The 20,355-nt window shown below is 42.1% G+C and carries 17 protein-coding genes and 3 pseudogenes; 14 read left to right on the forward strand and 6 right to left on the reverse strand.

All coding sequences use genetic code 11. The annotated features are described in order from the left end of the window. The first annotated feature begins 7 nt into the window (after positions 1 to 7). The 7 genes from ACQEXR_RS00875 (at position 8) to ACQEXR_RS00905 (ending at position 6,483) form a co-directional block, all read left to right on the forward strand. Positions 8 to 691 (forward strand): ABC transporter ATP-binding protein, encoded by a 684-nt coding sequence (locus ACQEXR_RS00875; RefSeq protein WP_426950015.1) that lies wholly within the window; start codon positions 8 to 10, stop codon positions 689 to 691. Next, positions 679 to 1,938, forward strand: a complete 1,260-nt coding sequence (locus ACQEXR_RS00880) for an ABC transporter permease (RefSeq protein ID WP_426950017.1) — start codon at positions 679 to 681, stop codon at positions 1,936 to 1,938. The genes ACQEXR_RS00875 and ACQEXR_RS00880 overlap by 13 nt, the downstream gene beginning before the upstream one ends. Beyond that, a complete protein-coding gene (locus ACQEXR_RS00885) occupies positions 1,931 to 2,689 on the forward strand; it encodes an outer membrane lipoprotein-sorting protein (protein WP_426950018.1) in 759 nt (252 codons plus the stop codon). The genes ACQEXR_RS00880 and ACQEXR_RS00885 overlap by 8 nt, the downstream gene beginning before the upstream one ends. Beyond that, the gene (locus tag ACQEXR_RS00890; protein ID WP_426950020.1) at positions 2,690 to 3,958 is read left to right on the forward strand and encodes a hypothetical protein; all 1,269 of its coding nucleotides are present in this window, start codon (positions 2,690 to 2,692) and stop codon (positions 3,956 to 3,958) included. It abuts the gene before it with no gap. Further along, the gene (locus ACQEXR_RS00895; protein ID WP_426950021.1) at positions 3,958 to 4,992 is read left to right on the forward strand and encodes a sensor histidine kinase; all 1,035 of its coding nucleotides are present in this window, start codon (positions 3,958 to 3,960) and stop codon (positions 4,990 to 4,992) included. The genes ACQEXR_RS00890 and ACQEXR_RS00895 overlap by 1 nt, the downstream gene beginning before the upstream one ends. A gap of 12 nt (positions 4,993 to 5,004) precedes the next feature. After that, positions 5,005 to 5,796, forward strand: coding sequence for a LytR/AlgR family response regulator transcription factor (locus ACQEXR_RS00900; RefSeq protein ID WP_426950023.1), 792 nt, complete (start codon positions 5,005 to 5,007; stop codon positions 5,794 to 5,796). A 66-nt stretch (positions 5,797 to 5,862) separates the two neighbouring features. Next, the gene (locus tag ACQEXR_RS00905; RefSeq protein ID WP_427019589.1) at positions 5,863 to 6,483 is read left to right on the forward strand and encodes a DsbA family protein; all 621 of its coding nucleotides are present in this window, start codon (positions 5,863 to 5,865) and stop codon (positions 6,481 to 6,483) included. A gap of 46 nt (positions 6,484 to 6,529) precedes the next feature. Here the strand turns inward: ACQEXR_RS00905 and ACQEXR_RS00910 are convergent, their stop codons facing one another. Further along, positions 6,530 to 8,161, reverse strand: coding sequence for a glycoside hydrolase family 13 protein (locus tag ACQEXR_RS00910; protein WP_427019590.1), 1,632 nt, complete (start codon positions 8,159 to 8,161; stop codon positions 6,530 to 6,532). Positions 8,162 to 8,302: 141 nt separating this feature from the next. Between ACQEXR_RS00910 and ACQEXR_RS00915 the strand changes: the two genes are divergently transcribed. Next, positions 8,303 to 9,199, forward strand: coding sequence for a LysR family transcriptional regulator (locus tag ACQEXR_RS00915; protein ID WP_427019591.1), 897 nt, complete (start codon positions 8,303 to 8,305; stop codon positions 9,197 to 9,199). Positions 9,200 to 9,609: 410 nt separating this feature from the next. Here the strand turns inward: ACQEXR_RS00915 and ACQEXR_RS00920 are convergent, their stop codons facing one another. Then, positions 9,610 to 9,927: a hypothetical protein gene (locus tag ACQEXR_RS00920; protein ID WP_427019592.1), complete on the reverse strand. Its 318-nt coding sequence runs from the start codon at positions 9,925 to 9,927 to the stop codon at positions 9,610 to 9,612. 390 nt (positions 9,928 to 10,317) lie between these two features. On the opposite strand from ACQEXR_RS00920, the gene ACQEXR_RS00925 reads away from it, so the two are divergent. From ACQEXR_RS00925 to ACQEXR_RS00935, 3 genes are read left to right on the forward strand one after another with little or no spacing between them, the layout of a single operon-like run. Then, entirely contained in the window at positions 10,318 to 11,307 is a 990-nt protein-coding gene (locus tag ACQEXR_RS00925; protein WP_427019593.1) for a radical SAM protein, read from the forward strand. 4 nt (positions 11,308 to 11,311) lie between these two features. Further along, complete coding sequence (locus ACQEXR_RS00930; protein ID WP_427019594.1) at positions 11,312 to 12,277, forward strand: hypothetical protein; 966 nt, start codon at positions 11,312 to 11,314, stop codon at positions 12,275 to 12,277. Then, entirely contained in the window at positions 12,274 to 12,807 is a 534-nt protein-coding gene (locus ACQEXR_RS00935) for a hypothetical protein (protein WP_427019595.1), read from the forward strand. Before ACQEXR_RS00930 ends, ACQEXR_RS00935 begins: the two co-directional genes overlap by 4 nt. Before the next feature lie 44 nt (positions 12,808 to 12,851). On the opposite strand, the pseudogene ACQEXR_RS00940 reads toward ACQEXR_RS00935, so the two are convergent. The 4 genes and pseudogenes from ACQEXR_RS00940 to ACQEXR_RS00955 form a co-directional block, all read right to left on the reverse strand. After that, positions 12,852 to 13,082, reverse strand: a pseudogene (locus ACQEXR_RS00940) (IS4 family transposase); the annotation flags it as partial. A 237-nt stretch (positions 13,083 to 13,319) separates the two neighbouring features. Further along, complete coding sequence (locus ACQEXR_RS00945; protein WP_427019596.1) at positions 13,320 to 15,104, reverse strand: NACHT domain-containing protein; 1,785 nt, start codon at positions 15,102 to 15,104, stop codon at positions 13,320 to 13,322. 315 nt (positions 15,105 to 15,419) lie between these two features. Further along, positions 15,420 to 15,512, reverse strand: a pseudogene (locus ACQEXR_RS00950) (MazG-related protein); the annotation flags it as partial. A gap of 96 nt (positions 15,513 to 15,608) precedes the next feature. Further along, complete coding sequence (locus ACQEXR_RS00955; RefSeq protein ID WP_427019597.1) at positions 15,609 to 17,243, reverse strand: TIGR04141 family sporadically distributed protein; 1,635 nt, start codon at positions 17,241 to 17,243, stop codon at positions 15,609 to 15,611. A 133-nt stretch (positions 17,244 to 17,376) separates the two neighbouring features. On the opposite strand from ACQEXR_RS00955, the pseudogene ACQEXR_RS00960 reads away from it, so the two are divergent. The 3 genes and pseudogenes from ACQEXR_RS00960 to ACQEXR_RS00970 all read left to right on the forward strand — a co-directional run. Further along, positions 17,377 to 17,736, forward strand: a pseudogene (locus tag ACQEXR_RS00960) (transposase); the annotation flags it as partial. A gap of 237 nt (positions 17,737 to 17,973) precedes the next feature. Beyond that, entirely contained in the window at positions 17,974 to 18,168 is a 195-nt protein-coding gene (locus ACQEXR_RS00965; protein ID WP_138972222.1) for a hypothetical protein, read from the forward strand. 228 nt (positions 18,169 to 18,396) lie between these two features. After that, positions 18,397 to 20,307 carry a methyl-accepting chemotaxis protein gene (locus tag ACQEXR_RS00970; RefSeq protein ID WP_427019598.1) on the forward strand — a complete coding sequence of 637 codons (1,911 nt, stop codon included), beginning with the start codon at positions 18,397 to 18,399 and terminating at the stop codon, positions 20,305 to 20,307. Positions 20,308 to 20,355 lie beyond the last annotated feature (48 nt).

Consider the following 20,355-nt stretch of genomic DNA (forward strand, 5'->3'; position numbering starts at 1 on the left):
TGGCGTTATGATTAACTTCCAGCAAATCAGTAAGCAGTATTGCATTGGTCAGCAGCAAGTGAACGCACTGAGCGAAGTCAGTGGTCAGATTGCCAAGGGAGAAATGGTTGCACTCTGTGGTCCCTCTGGTTCAGGCAAAAGTACTTTGCTTAATATCCTTGGTCTTCTCGACATGGATTATCAAGGAATCGTCGAGTTGTCCGGCCAACCTTATCCCAAAAATCCGCTCAAAGCGGCTCAAATGCGTCGTCACCAGCTTGGTTTCGTGTTTCAAAAGTTCAACCTGATCCCAGTAATGACGGCTTGGGAAAATGTTGCCTATCCACTTATGCTCAATGGGTTTTCTCAAGCCGAGCAAAAGAAACAGGCTCAAGCGATTCTCGCAAAAGTTGGGTTAGCGGAATTTGCCAACCATAGACCTGACAACTTGTCAGGAGGCCAGCAACAGCGCGTTGCGATCGCGAGAGCTCTGGTACATAAGCCGCAAATGGTGATAGCCGACGAGCCAACCGCAAGCTTGGATAGCCATACCGCTTCGGTCGTGATTGATTTGATGAAAAACCTAGGCCATCAGTTAGGCACCACATTCATTGTCGCCACTCACGACCCACGCATGGCTATTCAGTGCGATCGAAGCATCGATTTGCTTGATGGAACAGTTAACAAGGAGCCAGTCAAATGGGCAAGCTGATCCCTGGTTCGATTCGAATCGCTTATCTAAACCTACAACGCAACAAACGTCGTAGCGTACTGTCGATATTGATTGTTGCTATCGCTATATTTGCTCTGACATCGGCGGGTGGGTTTGGCCTCTATACCTATGATTCACTTAAGGAATCAACCGCAAGAGATACTGGGCATCTCACCATAAGTCAGCCGGGATATTTCGAGCAAGATGAAGATATGCCTCTGGCAAACGGGATTGCAGATGGAGGGGCTCTAACCACTCGTTTGTTGGCCAGTGATAAGGTTCGTGGAGTCCAACCCCGCGTAGAATTTACAGGCCTAGTGTCGAATGGCAGCAAATCGACGATTTTTGTTGGCACTGGCGTTAATGAACGCGAGTTCGATATGAAAGGTCCCTTTCTTGATGTTCGAGAAGGTAAAACGCTTTCGAGTACCCAATCATCTCGGTACGAACCGAGCGAACCAGAAGTGATGCTTGGTATCGATTTGGCGCGTAACCTCAGTGTCAAAACCGGTGACTGGGTCACTTTACTCGCCACAACCAGTGATGGTGCGCTCAATGCCTATGATTATAAAGTTCGCGGCATCTATTCAACCGGCGTTCCTGAGCTCGATAAACGTCAGTTGTATCTTCATATCGATTCTGCGCAGCAACTGCTGAACAGCAACAAAGTGAGTACCTTGTCGGTGTTTTTGTTTGATACTAAACAAACCGAGTCTATGGCGCTTTGGGTTAACCAGCAGTTATCTCAAATGAACTTAGCTCAGCCGCTAGAGGTGACACCTTGGCAGCAAAGGGCGTTTTTCTACAGCAAAGTCAAAGACCTATATGACCGAATTTTTGGCATCATGGGCGCGGTCATGGCTTTGGTTGTATTCGTTGCTCTGTTTAACACAATGACAATGTCCGTGACAGAACGCACTCGCGAGATCGGCACCTTATCCGCATTAGGGACTTATCCCAATGAGATCGTTTCTGGTTTTGTTCGAGAGGCCGCGCTGCTTGCCGTGATCGGCTCTATGATTGGTGGAGTATTGAGTTTACTGGTCAGCGGTTTGCTTATGGTGGTTGATGTACAAATGCCACCCCCACCGGGGCGAACCGAAGGCTATCCACTTAACATCTATTTCTCGCCAGAACTTCTGACAATGACAGCGCTAGGCGTACTCATTATTTGTGTCGTCGCCGCTTGGTTGTCCGCATCAAAAGGCGTTAAAAAGCCTATTACGGAGGCCCTTATCTATGTTTAATACTTTGATTAAAGCCACAATGGCGCTGTTACTCACCTTGTCGGCCAGTTCATCAATGGCTAAAGACGTTGAAACCATGGTGAAAAACGCGGATCACTATCGGCTGGATTCTGACTCAGCTAAGGTCGTTTCTCTGGTCAGTCTGTATGAGAATGGGGAATTAGATAAAACTCGCGAATACAACGTATACACTCGTGAGAAACGGGAGTCGTTGGTGCTGTTTAAATCCCAAGTTGAAGCGGGACAGAAAATGTTGATGTTGGGAGATAACTACTGGTTAGTGATGCCTAAGAGTCGTCGACCCATTCGGATTACTCCGATGCAAAAACTGCTTGGAGAAGCGTCGGTTGGAGATATATCAACCTTGACCTGGAGTGAGGATTATCAGGCGACATTTGTCAAACCTGAGCAGATGGAAATCGAAGGTCAGGCTCGCTCGGTCAACTATTTGCGCTTAAGGGCGACAACTAAAGGCGCAAGCTACGCCAAAATTGACCTGTGGCTCAATGAGAGTGATGACTTTCCGATCAAAGCGGATCTGTACCTACACTCGGGTAAACTGGCCAAACAGGCTTGGTTTACGTCCGGAGAAAGGGAAGGTAAACAGCGCGTGGTTGCTATGACGCTTCTCGATCAAATTCAGCCAGCGAAGAAAACGGTGATTGAGTATCAAGAGATCACGCCGTTTGAGTTAGACGATAAATACTATAACCCTGCTTATCTCACGCGAAATGCTTTGTCGGAGTTGTAGATGAAAACATCTGTTGTGGCTATAGCATTGATAGGGGTGGCGTGTTCGGCAAACAGTCAGCCGTTTGAATTTGATTGGGATATGACTCTAAGTGGCAGTTCTGCTCAACATCGACATTCAAAGCTTCTCGGGTCTGCGGATTCAGCGAGTACTGAAGAGATCGATGCCGTTGTCGACGTCCAATTTGAAGGATACGGAGTGACGGGATTGTTAGCGGCCAAAGGAAGCCAAATTTACAGTTCGGACTCGACGCAGAGCTATCAAGGTGAATTGATCGCACAAGAACTGTTTTGGCAGGGCAGTATGGAACTTTTTTCTCAGCCCGTGGATCTGACGATCGGTAAAGTCAGGTTAGACTGGGGCGTCGGCTATGGTTACAGACCGCTCGACCTTTTCAAACCCTACCGACGTAACCCTGTTGGAATTCAGGTTGAAGAGGGGACAGGCACTGCAATGGCGTCGTATTTTGACTCAGCAGGAGAGTGGAGTCTCTACTACACCGATTCTTCGTGGACCAAACAGCAGAGCAGTGATCTCGAACAAGCTTCTGAACAACAAGGCGTAGGGATTCGGCGATATGTGCTGAGTGGTGATAACGAATGGCAGATGCTTGCTTATTACGATGATGTTCGCCATGGCGTGTTAGGGGGCTCTTTGGTCACAGTTGTGGATGAAGCTTGGTCCCTGCATGGCTCGGCTGTTTATCAAAACCACTACCTTGGCTACCGTCAAAATGAACAAAATAGCCCAGTGACGCTTGAAGAGTACAACGACGGTTATCAAGCGTTATTGGGGCTTAATTGGGCTAATGCAACAGGTCATAATGTCATCGTTGAATATTGGTTTGACAGTCGTAGCTGGAGCAATAGCGACTGGCAGGAGGCTTATCAGAGAGTGGAATTGCTTAATAGTGATGCCATGCTCGCGCCGTTAACATCCTCCTACGCACAAGGGCTCAATCACGCCAATCTAGTGCAACACAACCTGATGATTCACTGGTCAATGAACTCGACTGGATGGAGCCATTGGCCTTGGACTCGACAGCTATTATGGTTTGATAAACTCACGCCAACCTTCGATCTACTCTATTCACCACAAGATCAGGGGGTCATCGCCACGCAATGGATCGAGTACCTGATGTATGATTCGGGAAGCGCTTCACTATTCGCGGAAGTTGCGGCTCGTTTTATGACAGGAAATCAAGACTCGTTGTATGCAAATCTACTAGATAAGCGTATGATTTTTCTTAACCTGAGAGGGAAGTTTTGATGAATAATTCCGTCACTTATGCTTCGAACGCAATCAAAAGTTTTGGCTACACAACGATTTTTTGTGCGGTTATTGCGTTCGTTACTCAGTCGATTTGGTCGAGTCCTTACAATGAGCATCTGGCGATCAGCCTGGGTTATGGCTATAGCTCAGTGATTGGATCATTGTTGCTTAGCTGGTGGTTTCCACAGCTCTCCAATCGTGTAGTAACCGCGATATCGCTGGCAGGCGCTATGGTATTTGGTACGATGAATGCCTACTGGTGGCTAAGCATTTATGATCGATTCGCCGACCTTAGCCAGCTCAAACCCGTGATGGTACTTGGTTTTATCTTCTCCGTGACCTGCTTCTTTTATTTTTATACTCATGAGCAAAAGTTACTGGCGCAAAAAGAGTTAGAAACCGCGAAACGCATCCAGTCTGAGCAAGAAAAAGCACTGGTTTTAAGTCAGTTACGACAGCTACAGAGTCAAATTGAACCTCATTTTCTATTCAATACATTGGCGAATGTAAATGCGTTGATTAGCCATGATCCAAAAACTGCTCAGCATATGTTGGATAAGTTAACCGAGCTGTTGCGAGGAACGCTGCACAACAGTCGCCAGTCTCATTCGACGTTGGAAGCAGAGCTCAATCTGGTTGATGCTTACTTAGCTATTCAACAGATTCGTTTGGGTGAACGGCTCAGTTATCAGATAAATAACTTGCTCGATCATGCTTTGCCATTAGCGCCTTTGTTACTGCAACCCCTTGTCGAAAATGCTATTCAGCATGGAATTGAGCCCAAAGCGGAAGGCGGTGAAGTGTTGATCGAAATATCGCAGCAAAATCAAATGATCAACATTGAAGTGACAGATAGCGGAGTGGGCTTGGGCAATGTTGCGACTAAAGATGGTCATGGCATTGGGCTGGAGAACACACGAGAGCGAGTTAAAGCGTTGTACGGTGATGAGGCTAGCCTGTCGATTAGACAAGTTGAAACCGGAGGGGTTAAGGCCGTGATTCAGATCCCTATCGATAAATTGACACTTTAAGCAGGGAGCACGATGAATACCATAACGCACAGTGCGGTTATCGCTGATGATGAACCATTGTTAAGGCATCATTTAAACAAGCTGTTGGGGGAGTGCTGGCCGGAACTAGAGATAGTTGGCCTGGCCAAAAATGGTCAGGAAGCATTGCAACTTATTGAACAGCATAAGCCAAGCGTGGTCTTTCTTGATATCAAAATGCCTCAGCTTGATGGGATGGCCGCTGCCAAGATACTGGATAAGAGCGATACTGAGACTCAGATTGTTTTCGTAACGGCATACGATGAGTATGCTTTACAGGCTTTTGAGACTAATGCTGTCGATTATTTACTCAAACCTTTGTCAGAGAAGCGGTTAGAGCAATGTATCGCCAAGCTTAAAGTGAGGCTTAACACCAATGTACCACCTTTACAGCCCAATATGTCGATGCTGCTTGATCAGATTCAGCAGATAAGTCAGCAAGCGAAGCCGACTTATTTGAGTTGGTTGCGTGCCAGCAGAGGGGACGACATTCATCTTATCGCAGCGAGTGATGTCCTCTTTTTTAAAGCTGAGGACAAGTACGTGTCTCTTTTTGCCAAAGAGGGCGATAAAAAGGTGGAGTACTTGTTGAGAACTTCGCTGAGAGAGTTATTGCAGCAGTTAGATCCGCAGCAGTTTTGGCAGATTCATCGTTCAACGATTGTGAATGTGTCGGCGGTTGAAAAGGTCAAAAAAGTCATTACCGGTAAGATGGTGGTTGTGATTGGAGGAGAAAAGCTGCCAGTGAGTCGTGCAATGCAAAGCCAGTTTACCAATTTGTGGTAATCGAGAGACAAGCTGTGTAGTCTCACTCTAACACCCTATCTAAGAGCTCACCGAAGGAGCGGTAATATGTCGACCAACAACAAACTCTATTATGTCTATGATCCCATGTGCTCATGGTGTTGGGGATATAAACCCGTGTGGCAGAAAGTATCGCAACAGCTCGAAAGCAAGATAGAGATACACTACGTACTCGGTGGTTTGGCACCGGATTCCGACCAGCCGATGCCAGAAGAGATGCAACGCCAAATCGCCTCATATTGGAAGAAAATAGAGGATTTTCTTGGTACAGAGTTTAACTATGATTTCTGGCAAAAGAATACGCCTCGTCGTTCTACCTATCCGTCATGTCGGGCTGTCCTTGCCGCTCGCAAGCAAGGAGCTGAGCAAGCTATGTTGAGTGCGATTCAACACGCTTATTACCTAGAGGCAAGAAACCCCAGTGACAATGAGGTTCTACTCTCTCTTGCAGCCAACATAGGGCTGGATGCGGCAAAATTTGCAGTGGATTTTTTCTCAGCAGAGCTTAACCAAGAGTTTCTTCAAGAGCTGGAGTTTGCTCGTAGTATCGGTGGCAACAGCTTTCCTTCACTGTTTGTTGCCAACGAGCAAGGAATTATAGAGCTGCAAGTGGATTATCAGTCCGCAGAAGCAACGATTGAGCAAGTCGAACAGATACTGTCTTGGTAAGGACATGATTGAAAAGAACAACACCGGACACGTGTCCGGTGTTTTTTTAAAGCTCTAGGGCAAAAGATTCATACGGGCTCAACGTGAGTGAGTTCCCTAACTCAGTAAGTGCCGCGCTATTGGTAATCAAGGTGGTTACCTTACGACTTTGCAGGTGACTTGGTAATGGGACGATTAGCCTCTCGGCACTAAAATTACTGACGACCACAAAGTGTTGTTGATCATCTTTTCTCTCATAGGCAAACACTTGCGGATGTTGTTCGAGCAGCGGAATGAAATCACCGTAGACGATGACAGGGTGGGTTTTACGCAAAGATACTAGCTGTTTGTAGTGATAAAAGATTGAATCATGATTGGCAAGGGCATCTGCCACGTTAATGTGTAGATAGTTTGGATTGACTGCAATCCAAGGTGTCACGTTGGTAAAACCCGCTTGATTGTCGTTATTCCATTGCATCGGTGTACGAGCATTGTCACGACCATTTTGGTGAATTGCCTCCATCATATGCTCGTGACTTGTACCTGATTCGGTTTTCACTTGGTAAAAATTGAGCGTTTCGATGTCTTTATATTGGTCGATGGTATCGAAGGCTACATTGGTCATGCCAATCTCTTCACCTTGATAGATATAAGGTGTCCCTTTCATAAAGTGCAGCGTGGTTGCCAACATTTTCGCTGATTCAACTCGGTATTGTTTGTCGCATCCATATTTAGACACAACACGCGGTAAGTCATGATTGTTCCAAAACAGTGAGTTCCAACCTTGGTTGTTGAGTTCGACCTGCCATTTGGTGAGAACTTGCTTAAACCTATTTAGGTCGAGTGGGATGGGCTGCCATTTATCGCCGTCTTGCCATGTCAGTGTAATGTGCTCAAACTGGAATACCATGGACAATTCCTGCCTTGCGGGGTCACTGTACAATTTGGCAATTTCAGGTGTTGCTCCCCAAGTTTCTCCCACCGTTAGAAGGTCTTTGCTGCCAAAGGTGGCTTGATTCATTTGTTGTAACAGTGGGTGTAGACGTTCACCATTCCCTGTAATACCTTTATCGATCTCCTTACCAATCAGATCGATGACATCAAGACGGAAGCCGCCAATACCTTGGTCAATCCACCAGTTCATCATCGCAAAGATGTGTTCGTGAAGTAGCGGGTTTTCCCAGTTAAGGTCAGGCTGGCGTTTTGAGAATAGGTGAAAGTAGTATTGCTGGTTGTGCTCGTCCCACTGCCAAGCGCTACCTCCGAAAATAGAGCCGATATCACTTGGTGGCGTGCCGTCTGCGTTCGCATCTCGCCAAATGTAAAAGTCGCGATACTTGCTGTCAGCACTTTGCTTTGCATCGACAAACCATGGATGTTCATCCGAAGTATGGTTTACTACTAAATCCATTACAATGCGGATACCACGCTGTTTGGCTTGTTCAATGAGTGCTCGCATGTCGTCCATGGTGCCAAACTCAGGAGCGATGGCCTGATAATCTGAAATATCGTAGCCGTTGTCGTCCATCGGAGATTGATAAACTGGAGAAAGCCAGATCACGTCAATCCCCAGATTTTGCAGGTAATCTAGTTTACTGATGATGCCTTGAAGGTCACCGATCCCATCATCATTTGAATCACAAAAACTACGTGGATAGATTTGATACACCACACTGTTATGCCACCAACGTTTGTCCATTTTGTTGCCCTAATATTCGAATTGTTGAGGGAAATATAGCGAATTTTTGGCGACAAAAATAATTGATTATTTGAATTTTGATATAGAAAAAATCAATATCAAAAGTTACTCTGACACCTCTATTCTAAGGAGAGGTTGAGCATGGATAAACAGTCTCGCTATTTTTACGAAGTGGCCCGCCAGGGGAGTATCAAGGCTGCCGCAGATAAGCTCTTTATTAGTCAGCCATCACTCACAACAGCAATCAAGAAACTTGAACAGCAGTTGGGTACAGACTTGTTCATTCGCAAGTCGAAAGGGGTTGAACTCACCGAATATGGGCGAGTTTACTTGGGTTATGTGCAGGACGTACAAGAGAAGCACACTCAGATGATTCATCAGTTGTCTGATATGAAGATGCGCAGCAGTGGTAAAGTTAAGCTAGGTGTGGGCGAGGCTTGGTGGGAGTGCTTTGCGGCGCAGGCGATTGAGGAGTTTACTCGACAGTTTCCAAACAGCTCGATGCACGTCGAATTTGGTAATGGTCTGTCAATGTTACACCACTTGATCAATGACGAAATTGACTTGTTTGTCGGCCATCAAATAAACGGCATTAACTCTCAGTATCGGGTTCGTTTTACCCCCCTATTCCAAGAGCGTGAAGCCTGGTATGTCAGACCCGACCACCCCTTACTGGAGCAGGACAATATTGTCGAAAAAGCAGTGAACTATCCGCTGGTTAAGGTTACTCCCGATCACGCTCGTCATGGGGATGTATTAACGGAGGAAGGGGCCGAACTATTTAGCGCTGCGGCTTGTGATACGCGAGTGACGTATGAGCTTGATTCTCTCTCGGCAAGTGTTGCTCTGGTCAAAATGACCAATGCGATCATGCCTTATACCTCAGAGATGAAAGCGCATTTTGAACGGGCGGGGTTGAAAATGTTGTGGGTGAATCAACAGCAACTGGGTCAGGTCGGTATCTACACTAAAATTGGCAATTTCACTGAGCCCACACAAACTCTGATGGAACTCATTTGTAGTCAAGCCGAGAGATGACTAATTTATTTTATAGGGAAAAGCTATATCACTCGCCATGCTCTAGAACGTTCATATCAGATTAGGACAAGTATGTTGATACCTTAAATGCTTGTAGCCAACTTTTAACCACCAGCTATACCGGATGACGACTTGCACAAACTTAAATCTTTTGCATAGACTCTCCAGCTATTTTTAGAAGAAGTTCGTGACTCATGGATACACTTTACATAAATGATGTGTCATTATGCCAATACCTCCTAAGAGTAAAGGAGGAAGAATTGCTAATGCAATGTAGGATTGGTATCCAAGCAACCTGACTCTTAGCTCTAAGGGTAGAAAGGGGAGTGCTAATTCTGCTGGCGCTCCAATTGCCAAATAGCCGGCAAGAAAAAGTGCAAAAAAAATAATTCCTGAGATTTGTATCTTCTTCATTCTTGACCCTTTTTCAACAAATCAACTAACGCATCAGACACCCCAAATTCATTGTCAGCCCAGTCAAGTGCTGAACCCATGCCACCTAACCCTTTAGCGAGCTCAAGTTGTTCACTTTTAGTAAAGTCATACGGTGGCCAATAACTTGAACCTTGTGGAATTTGAGCGGTTTTCGAAGTGCCAACTTCGGTTACACTCGCTGAGGAATGTGCATTTTGAGCTTTAGTTTGAATAGCTGCTTGAGACTCAATTGAAGACAATGAAGATGATAACGCAGACATTTCCGCAGGCTGATATACATCACCGATGTTCACTGTACCACTACCAATCGTTACCCCTCCGCAACGAATCGCACCTCCAGTAATGGCTGCGGGTTTACCATTTATTTATACTGGATAAGACTTTAATTTCATGTTTATTGTTATGCAATGAAGTGCTTTAAGAATATGAATAAAGATCAATAGATGTCACTTGAGTCAGAAACATGATTCAAGTTCATTAGCTGACAAATGAAAAGCATGAGTTGTGGATTTCAGTCAAAGAGTTACTTCAAGAAGCACAACTTACAATTATGTAATTTTCTTTATATATCAATAATATCAATAGCTCATTGCGTGATATCTATCTCAAATTCAATATCTACCTTTGCTCTTACAATGTGCGTGTGGTTTTATAAAACTCAATTGGTATTGAGAATTATTTGCATGTTTATTACTAATATTGCCCCTTCGACTATATCTGTAATTACGACTTATAGATGCACAGCGGCTTGTGAAGATTGTTGTTTTGAATGCAGCCCCAGCATAGACAAAACTCTTACCTATGATGAGATCCGTGAGTTCATCATTAATGCAAGTCAGGAATACCCTTCGATAAAGCTGATTGTTTTTACTGGAGGTGAATGTTTTATTCTTAAAGAGAAACTCTTCGCTTTAATTTCTATGTGCACTGAGATGGGCTTTATCACTCGTTGTGTGACTAATGCATATTGGGCTAAGAATTTATTTAGAGCTCGTGATTATTGTCAAAAACTGGTTGATTCAGGTATAGGTGAAATAAATATATCTACAGGTAAGTCACATCAGAAATATGTATATCATAAGACTATTGTTAATGCAGTAAAAGCCCTAACTGAGTTTGGTATACCGACTCTCATTACAGTCGAAACGGATTCTGATTCGTCTTCTTGTTTTGAAAGGCTTCGCGCTGAAAGTCTTATTCAAAAAGAGCTTGATAAGGATTCACCAGGCATCAAAATTCAGGTGAACTCATGGGTTCGCTTTGACAAACAAAATGAAATTAGACAAGAGGAGCAAACTGTTTCTAGCTTAAATTATGGTTGTGACAACCTGTTTGATACTGTGGTTGTTACTCCAGATAAAGAAATAGCCGCTTGTTGTGGTATTACAATGTCCCATATTGATGAAATGAATCTTGGCCATATGAGTCAAGTGGAAAATTATGGTAAACAAATAGATGATTTTTTAAAAATATGGATAAAGACAGAGGGAGCCTTTCAAATACTTAAACATCTTGGAGTTTCTAGAGATAAGTTAATGACTATAAATCATCCCTGCCAAGCATGTGCAATACTTTATAAAGATGAAGAAATAAAAAAATCATTAATTATCAATTACAAATCACACGTTGTTAGAGTTATTAATAAAGTAAAACTACAAGAATTAACAGGATAGTCAGATGGATGTAAAAAAATTAACACAATTTGGGATTATTGGTACAGCATTGATAGCATCATCACCTCAAGCTTTTGATGGTTTAAATAGGACCAATGATCAAGAAAGAGAGTTTGGAAAACCACGAAGTATTCAAGATAATCCTGAAGTTAATATTGACTCAGCGTTAAAACTAAAACTGAGCCAAACCAATTTACCTCAAGATGTTTGGGAAGATTTAGGGAAGTTGGAAAACATGTGGAAAGAAGTAAATAACGCGTCTTCTTACATGAGGAAGTTTAATAATTCAGAAATAAATACTGATGTAAAAAAAAGCATTGGTGCCACTTATGAACATAAACTGATAGCGGCACTTAGTGATCCTTATTTAAAAGAGATGGCTTCAGCTGGTGATTACTACTCTCTTTTATCAGAACTAACAAATAGAGGTATTACTAATGGAAATGCCAGTAGTCAAATGTCTGAACAAATGAGAGACGTACTAATTAAAAATAAAAATGTCAGAGGAAGAACGGCAAGTATGTTTGCGAAAGTATCCACTCCAAATGATTATGAGTTCTTATCTAAGGCTGTACAAAATGAAACGAAAGTTGTGGCAGGTGTTGCAGTTGTCATCGCTGGAGTAGCACTGGTTGCTGGAGCTGTTTACGTAGTGGCAGCGACAGGAGTTTATGTTGCGACTAGTGCTGCCTTTACTGTTGGTGGGGGGGCTGGTGGTGGAGGTAGTTGCGCGAATAATGGTTGCCATATGCCTGCTGACAATTACTCAGCTATTAAGTCATTCGCAGATGAGGTTGGCAATACTACTTTGGCCTCTAAAGCATTTATTGAAATGAAAAAAGAAGAAGCAAAAGCAGCAATAGACGCTTCGTTGGCTCTTGGTCTTATTAGCATTCAGGGGCCTGAATATGACAATGTTATTAGTGCGATGAATCGTATAATTGAAGATAATGCTGGAGTTGGACAATGACACAAAACATATCTGCGGGATATTTAAGTAATGTCGTGATTAGTGCAATTTTTATCTCTGCTCTTTACTTGACTATCTCTAAATCTGATTTTTTTAGCTTGAATGGACTGATTTTTGTCTTGGTGGCTTGTGTGTATCTAGGTATTATATATCAGATTAATACAAGCAAAGTAACCATATCTGAGGACGGTTTATCAATTGATGGCTTGATATGGTCTTACACTGCAAGTAAAGATAGCATTATAAATATCGAAATTGTTGACGAGCTTATTTTTAACAACCAAATAAAGTATAGAAACAATGGAGTGAGTATATTTAGATATAAAGCTGGTAGCTTTACTCTTAAGTCTAATTTATCTGCTTTTTTAGTAACTAATGGTGTTGGAAAGTATGTAGTGGTCTCTATAAAAAATTCTAAGTTTGAAAAGGTTATATTTAGCTTAGATGGTGTAAATATGAGTGAGGCACCAAATTGGTTTAATGAAATACTAAACTCTGAGGGATCCCCTTATAAATCCGCCAGTGCATAGCCATCTTTTAAGAGCTGATCAGCTAGAGCCATGGCCGTTGCTAAGAAGGTTTCCTCTATCTGCATGCGCTTTGCGTAAAGCCTCACCAACTGCTTGGGAGTACGAGCTGCCGTTGGTAAGTCAGTTGCTAATACCCATGGCTCCTTTGCTGAGTCAGAGTACACCTTCGGCGATGGATGGTGACAGTTTGTTCGGGTAGAACGCTGATTCTTACGGCCTTTAGGCAATGCTCTATACAGCGCTATTTGGCAGTTGATGGCATTGCTTTGGGTCAATCAATCATCGGCTTAAAATCTCCGGAAAATTATTTACCGCATCATAGATCCAACTGCCGTGTAACCCCTAATTATTAGCAGCTTGCTTTGGTGAGCTAATGTCGCATCGGTCGCCCTTAGTAGTTAAGGCCCTGTAACACGTTTCTGGACAGAAACCATTTAGGAAATTACCCTAAGCGGTTTTCATCAGATTAGTAAAAGTATTTTGAATACCTTAAACGAGCCGTATACGATTGTCTAGAATGGTAAAATCTCATCTGTATAGACATCGACTAGATTAAGCTCTTCTTCAAGTTCAGTAACTTCTCGTTTAAATCTACTGTTTTCAAATTCTCTAGAAATAAATGAAGTCAAATTTATTTGATGACCTGCATGTTTTATCAAATAATCTAAGGGGATTAAAAACTTACCATCATCCGTGCGATGATTTTCATAGTCTTGCGTATCTGAGAAAGAAATTACATCACAAATTTCGCCACGGATAGAATCGAGATAGCTCTTCATTTTAGATTTCGCAAAATCCGAATAAGCTTTGTAAAGAACAGATGCGACAGTATCCCCCCAATAAAATTTCTCTACAAAACCATCTTCTGTAACAAGGACTCTTGTGTCTTCACCAAGTAATTGTATTACTTGTGAATAAGTCATTTTGACACCGTGATTTTCAGTCAGCCTCAATAATTTTTTCTTAAAAGGTATCAGAAAGTATTTCAGATAATTTCTTTGATCCACTGTTTCTAAGAAAGCTAAAGAATTCTGCCACTTTCTAAACTCGTGCTGCTTCTCGATTATCATGCTATAGAATGCAGATTTTTTTTCTTCGGGTAATCGATTGATAAATACAGCTGCAAAATATTCTTGAATACTTTTATGCGTATATGAATAATCATCATAACCATCTCTCACAATGAGAGCGGTAATATCAGAAATATCTATAATCAACAGATCTTCGAGGTTTTGTTCCAATCTTTCAATCTTGATAACACGTTCTAGATAAGACCTAAATTCGTATGCGTTAAAGCGAGTATTATTATCCTGTAACGAAAGAAAGCTTAACAAATCAAATACTTTTTGCATTTGAAAATCAGTAAGGTTTGATTTTCGCTCCCGTTCGAAACCTACTTTCATTCGATCATGTCGGTAAAGCATAGTGGGGAAAATGAGGCTATAAAATTCAGATAAACTATCTGGTTTGAACTGCCGTGAGTTATATGTAATTGCAAATAGCGTCAAAAGTAAGGGTGAAACCGTTACTTCTGATAGAAAAGTACTACTGTCAAGAAGGTCATTAATACTTTTACATTGATGAGGGCATTTGTAGATATGTTCGATAAACTCTTTCTGTATCGCTACAGGCATTGGATCTATTTTGATTTTTGTAAAATAGTAAGACCCTCCCATACCCGCATCAGGTCTCGATGATATTAACATCTTTAAATCAGGATATGTCCTACCGATATTCTCGAGTTCTCTGGCTGCTTTTCTTCTAGAGTCATTTGGTATTTCATCGAACCCATCAAGAAACAAAACTACCTTATTAGATTTTGCAACAAAGTCAAACATGCCTGAGTCGAGACTAACACCAAGCTCGTTTATTGCTTCAATAATCTCAGTCCTCAAACTTCGTTCAAACTTTAAGTTACGAAATTCAATAAATATTGGAATAAGGGAACTGCCCTTAGCTTCATTTAAACAAAGCTTACGCAAGAAAAGAGACTTACCTTGGCCAGGCCCACCCTCGATAAGTACATGTGGGCGCCTAAACTGAGAAAAAAATTCAAAATGGCAACTGTCATAAGCAACTGTTTTATCGAAGTAGATATCATCTAGTTTTTTAATCGAATCTGGGTTCAGAATAGTTTTTACAAAGCCTATCCTTCCAATATTTTCACGAAATATTTTGAGCCTTTCGATTGCAAATGCTTCGGTTAGTTTCTTCTTTAGAATCCCAGATGAAGCATTTACGATATCTAGAGCAACACCCTCTAAACCACCTGTAGCCTTTTTTAACAAGTCTTCCATTTATTCTAAAATCTCTTTTAGTTCTACTTTACCAAACTGACGCATCATACTAAATAGATCACATAGTTAACCATTAAAAAATGTAGGTCAATTAATGACAAGAGAAACCAATCATAAACCAATGACTAAATCACTTTGGGTCTCTTTCACCTTAGTGATGTGCCACAGGTAAAAATTCAACTTATGAAAATTCTGGGCAGAAACGTGATAGGTCAGTTGCCCTAAAAGGTTTCTATCAGATTTGAAAAGGTATGTTGCGCCTTAACCGTTTGTTATGTCCCTGAATTCAAAGTTAGTTCTTGCATGTCAATTAGATCGGCTTTCGCGATGAACCGTCGCCGCCAGTCCACCAACAATTTTATACTCAACAGCCAAGAGTCCTTTTAGCCATTTCAAGGCTACTTTCACTCTAGTTCCCTTAGATGAATTTTACCCTGCGCCATAACGCTTGCAACAGCAGAAAACTAAAGACTAAGCGACTAGTTTGTCTATTGATTGCTCTTGTTATGCATTAGGTTTTGGCTCCGTTCCTACACCTGCAATACTTACTTCAAATCCTCTTTGCGATAGGTTTTCAAATGCCTTTGACAGATTAACTTTACTAAAGAACGGCAAATTGCTCTTTAAGCTTGCTGAATCCTCTCCCAAGATCAAAAAAACAACTTCAACGCCATCACTTTTAAAGCTATTAAGTGGAACACTATCTTGCAAACCACTACTCACTCGCTTTAAAACAGTTCTTGCTTTTTTCCTAAATTCTTTGTCACCAAGTAAAATCTCAGCAGAGACACTACCTTGTGCAAAGAGGTGACTTAAACCAGCTGATCCGCCTTTTCTATGTTTAACATGAATAAACTGGTTGCTATCTGTCATTAAATCACACAGTTCGATAGGTGAAGTGGTTCTATTACTCTTTATCAACTTTTTATCGAGCAAATGATAACCATGACTAGTTGAAGCTCGTTCGTTATAATCACCTTCTGATTCAATCTTTGATTTTGTTTTTCCGTCTTTGATTTCATCCCAAACATACACCTTAGGAAAGGCTAAAGGCGATACATTTATTTGCCCCAATGTAGTGTCGACTCTAGTCATGAAACTATTGTCGATTTCATACCATAACCCTGCAAATAATATGTAGGTTTTATCTGTTTCCTTATGCTCAAAATAGATGCACTTGTATATTTGGTGCTCAGACTCATTTTCATGTACGTCGTAAACAAATAATCTGTCTCGCTTGATTGAGTCAACAGAAATCGTAGCGAGATCTATGTTATCAAGGTATACTTTCGGCTCAATCGTTGGTTTTATGGAATTTTTAGTACGAGTATAGCTAAACCCATAGATACTATCCCATTGAGCAATTTCTGGAATAGTTATAGTTATTTCAGAACTTTTTGCTTTAATCTTATCGATTAACTTTCTATCTAAGTGATCAATTTCAGATTTCTCTTTGACCTTTCTTATATTATCAACCCACGAAAAATTATTTTTATACGAGTCGTTTGTATAGTAACCAAAAAGCAAATCAACCAGTTGGGATATTTCATCCACATCCATTTCTATACCAAATGAATAAACAGCGTCACCTCCTGAGATGTTTTTTAGATCCACGCCATTTTTGGGTGAACCTGTAACAGCTCTAAGAACATCTCTCGAAATATCAATACCAAATACACCAACAGAAGACTCTCTAGAAGCTTGCGACTTTTTCTGTACTGCTTGATCTTCTAGTGTGAAAAGGTCAACGCTGCGCAAACTATCATGATTAAGTGTATTGAGCGCAGTTTTTATTCCAAAATCATGCACAAAATATTTTGTATCTATCAAGAATCGGCCATAACCGAAAGTAAAAGCCATTGTAGCTTTGGCTGTTTTTATAATAAGAACTGCTGAGCTAGAACGATTTGAAAGTTCATCTAATGTAACACCAGTAATATCCTCAGTAAAAACACTCCATTTCGGCTTTTTCTCTGTCGGGATTTTTACAAATAGTTTTCCTTCAATCTCATGTTTACCATCAATTTCATAAGCGTTAACCTGAGATGACCCTTTTAGATAATCGTCTGTTTGCAGCGAAGCATGTTCATTCTTTGCCAAGAATGCGTTCAAATATAAGTATGGCTTTTTATCTTCCACTGAAAATTAACTCCTTAGTCGCAAATGCTCAACTAGGCTCATAATCTGTTATTAAGGAAAGTAGGTCAAGAACTGGCATGGGAAAGTGGTCAGGATGTGATTACTGAATGATTTTGGGGCACTTCCAAGTTACCAGATCAGAGGACTTGCCGCTGAGTACGGAGTGGTTTTCCCTTTGTCTATTAAATCACTGCGGAGTCATTTGCCGTTAGCGATTGAAGATGCTGAGAATCAATTGTCTAATGTTATGAGAAGCTTACTGCAAACACTGCACTGTAACTTTATCAATATCAGCGACGAAATTGATGAAGTTACTCAAAGCATAACCAGATTGAGCCAACAACATCCAAGGTATGAGGCAGTTAAGAATATCCCTGATTTTGGTCCGATTTTGACTGCTGAAATTATTAGTGAAGTAGGCTCTGGCAAACAGTTTCAAAATGGTCGGCAATTCTCAGCTTGGTGTGGATTAGTTCCCAAACGAAATAGCTCGGTTGCGTGGTAATGTATTGAGTGATTTATGAAAGAACAATGCGATTAGTTGGAAAAAGCTCACAGAATTAGACTTATTTGAGTCATAATGATCGAGGTTTAATGTCCAATAACATTTTATTAATCATAGCGTTACTTCAATGACTATTGGTTATGTGCAACAAAAGTTCACTTTGACTCTGGCAAGGGTTTTTCTACGCTTAATAGTGATTTAAACGTCAGATGAAAGGAGAACACAATGGCGAGATTCCAACAAGACATCCCTAATCGAGTTACGGTTTATCATGATGATCTTGACCAAGAAAAAGCGCTAAAAAATGCAATGCTGCCAGAAAAACCAAGGTACTTTAACGGCTCACCAACCTATGAAGCCTCTAGCGTTGATGAATTCCGAAGCAAATTGAGTCAAATAGGCATGTCTCTTGATATGTAAGCTCAGCGAGTTACGCAGATAGCAGCTCTAGGGGCTGCTTTTTTTATGCCTGATGGCGATTTTATGCTTGTCAAACCAAGAAATGACAATCATGCGTCATGAACTCGCGTTCTAGGCTGGATCTTTACCATATTCCTACCACAATTTACTTACAGATTTAATAATAAATTCGAGTGATTGGCTCTGCTCTGTAGTCGTTATGGCAATAGAGTGAATAAGGAATTTGTAATGAGAAATTTAGGATTTAGGAAGTTACTGCTTATATCGATCATCGCACTGGTGGTGTTTTCTGTGACGGTGTCGAGCTATGTTTCATACATTAAGCAGAAAGAGACATTGGTTGATCTGATCACTAGAAGCAATCAGGAGTATGTCAAAGCTCAAGCTGAGCAGGTCGGTGGCAAACTGAATGAAAAAGTGGCGGGTTTGGACAAAGTTGGGGCGTTGTTTGCGAATCAACCCATCACAGGCAGTGAACAAGAGTTCATTGATTTGACTCACTTGATAGCTGGTGGAATGAACCTTAACAGTTCTGTGGTGGCATTTACCAATGGTGATGCCTACTGGAACCAGACAGCAAACACGTGGCCGAATCACAAATACAATGGTGACGTTACAACTCGAAGTTGGTATCAGCTCGGAAGACAAAGTCCAACGGCCGCAATGACGGAGCCCTATTTAAGCAGTGACGGGGACACCTACTGGGTGTCGATAGTGCGCAAGACACTGAGTGGCATGATCTCAGTTGATATGCAGCTAGGGTTTCTCAACGAAATCGTTAAAAGTGCCAACGATATTCCTGGTGCCTTCGCGATGATCCTTAATCACGATAATACCGTTCTGGCTTCTTCTCTCTCTCTGGTTAAAGCAGGAGAGAAGGCAGACAAATACGCTTGGTTGGCAAACGTTGCTCGCCAGTCAATCGGAGTGAATGAGGCGGTATTTGAAGGTCAGATTGACTCCGTCGAAAAACTATTTTTTTCGCACAAAATCAATGTTGCAGGTAAAAGTTGGTACTTCGTTACTGGGCTGGACAAAGAAGTTGTTTTCTCTGATTTGGTTTCGGCGAAACAAGCCGCGATCGCCACGGCATCCATAGCAACCATGGTGAGTGTCATACTAGCAATGCTAATTATGCAGGTTCTTTACCGACCCATTTTAGTATTAAAACAGACCATGCTTGGTCTGAGCCAAGGAAACGGCGATCTCACTCAGCGCATCGAAGTCAAAACGAAAGACGACTTGGGAGAGATCTCGGAAAGTGTTAACTCCTTTATCGGTAGCCTGCAGACCATGATGTTAGAGATTCGCCAGATGACGGAAAATCTCAATGAGAATGTCGATCGGATGAAAGATCAGAGTCAGAGGAATAGCGTTATTCTCCAAAATCATGTTCAAGAGACAGAACAAGTGGTGACAGCCATTGAGGAAATGAACTCTACGGCTGATTCGATGGCAACGGATGCGGCGAATACGGCGCAATTGACTCATAAAGCGAGTGAGGCGAGTAGCGCTTCTAAGAATACCGTGACACAAGCGCAGAAAAATGTTCAAGAGTTAGTCGAAGACGTAAGCACGGCATCTGGAAACGTAAATAATATGGCGGCCGAGACGGATGGAATTAATACCATCCTTGGTGTGATTGGCGATATCGCTGAACAGACCAATTTATTGGCGCTAAATGCAGCCATTGAGGCGGCACGCGCAGGGGAGCAGGGGCGTGGTTTTGCTGTGGTGGCCGACGAGGTGCGCAACCTTGCTAGCCGAACCAAAACCAGTACTGAAGAAATTGAAGCGGCGTTAGCAAGCTTGTTACGTGGCAGCCAATCCGTGGTGGATTCGATGGAATCGACCAAACAGAAGTGCGCCCAAACTGCGCAAGGGGCTGGTGAAGTGGCAGAAAGTCTCGATGTGATGAGTCAATTTGTGACGGATATAAACGACCTCAGTACCCAAATCGCGACAGCCGCAGAAGAGCAAAGTAGCGTAACTCAAGAGTTAAGCCGCAATATGAGCGCAATCAATGACATTGTTGGTGAGTTGGATGCCAATGGACAACAAGCATTAGAAGAGGCGCAAAGAATTTCAGATATGAATCAGACACTGAGTGATATCGTCGCTCGCTTTAAACTCTCTTAGTTCATTTGCTATTGGCTGAAAATATAAGAGGTACCTCCGTGTACCTCT

It is taken from the genome of Vibrio sp. TRT 2004, assembly GCF_050113735.1.
In the GTDB taxonomy this organism is placed as follows: domain Bacteria; phylum Pseudomonadota; class Gammaproteobacteria; order Enterobacterales; family Vibrionaceae; genus Vibrio.

Excerpts from the sequence above, each read along its gene's own strand:
- ACQEXR_RS00965 (WP_138972222.1), top strand. The coding sequence starts at position 17,974 with ATGGCGAGATTCCAACAAGACATCCCTAATCGAGTTACGGTTTATCAT.
- ACQEXR_RS00930 (WP_427019594.1), top strand. The coding sequence starts at position 11,312 with ATGGATGTAAAAAAATTAACACAATTTGGGATTATTGGTACAGCATTG.
- ACQEXR_RS00895 (WP_426950021.1), top strand. The coding sequence starts at position 3,958 with ATGAATAATTCCGTCACTTATGCTTCGAACGCAATCAAAAGTTTTGGC.
- ACQEXR_RS00925 (WP_427019593.1), top strand. The coding sequence starts at position 10,318 with ATGTTTATTACTAATATTGCCCCTTCGACTATATCTGTAATTACGACT.
- ACQEXR_RS00890 (WP_426950020.1), top strand. The coding sequence starts at position 2,690 with ATGAAAACATCTGTTGTGGCTATAGCATTGATAGGGGTGGCGTGTTCG.
- ACQEXR_RS00885 (WP_426950018.1), top strand. The coding sequence starts at position 1,931 with ATGTTTAATACTTTGATTAAAGCCACAATGGCGCTGTTACTCACCTTG.
- ACQEXR_RS00935 (WP_427019595.1), top strand. The coding sequence starts at position 12,274 with ATGACACAAAACATATCTGCGGGATATTTAAGTAATGTCGTGATTAGT.
- ACQEXR_RS00880 (WP_426950017.1), top strand. The coding sequence starts at position 679 with ATGGGCAAGCTGATCCCTGGTTCGATTCGAATCGCTTATCTAAACCTA.
- ACQEXR_RS00945 (WP_427019596.1), bottom strand. The coding sequence starts at position 15,104 with ATGGAAGACTTGTTAAAAAAGGCTACAGGTGGTTTAGAGGGTGTTGCT.
- ACQEXR_RS00915 (WP_427019591.1), top strand. The coding sequence starts at position 8,303 with ATGGATAAACAGTCTCGCTATTTTTACGAAGTGGCCCGCCAGGGGAGT.
- ACQEXR_RS00905 (WP_427019589.1), top strand. The coding sequence starts at position 5,863 with ATGTCGACCAACAACAAACTCTATTATGTCTATGATCCCATGTGCTCA.
- ACQEXR_RS00900 (WP_426950023.1), top strand. The coding sequence starts at position 5,005 with ATGAATACCATAACGCACAGTGCGGTTATCGCTGATGATGAACCATTG.
- ACQEXR_RS00910 (WP_427019590.1), bottom strand. The coding sequence starts at position 8,161 with ATGGACAAACGTTGGTGGCATAACAGTGTGGTGTATCAAATCTATCCA.
- ACQEXR_RS00875 (WP_426950015.1), top strand. The coding sequence starts at position 8 with ATGATTAACTTCCAGCAAATCAGTAAGCAGTATTGCATTGGTCAGCAG.
- ACQEXR_RS00970 (WP_427019598.1), top strand. The coding sequence starts at position 18,397 with ATGAGAAATTTAGGATTTAGGAAGTTACTGCTTATATCGATCATCGCA.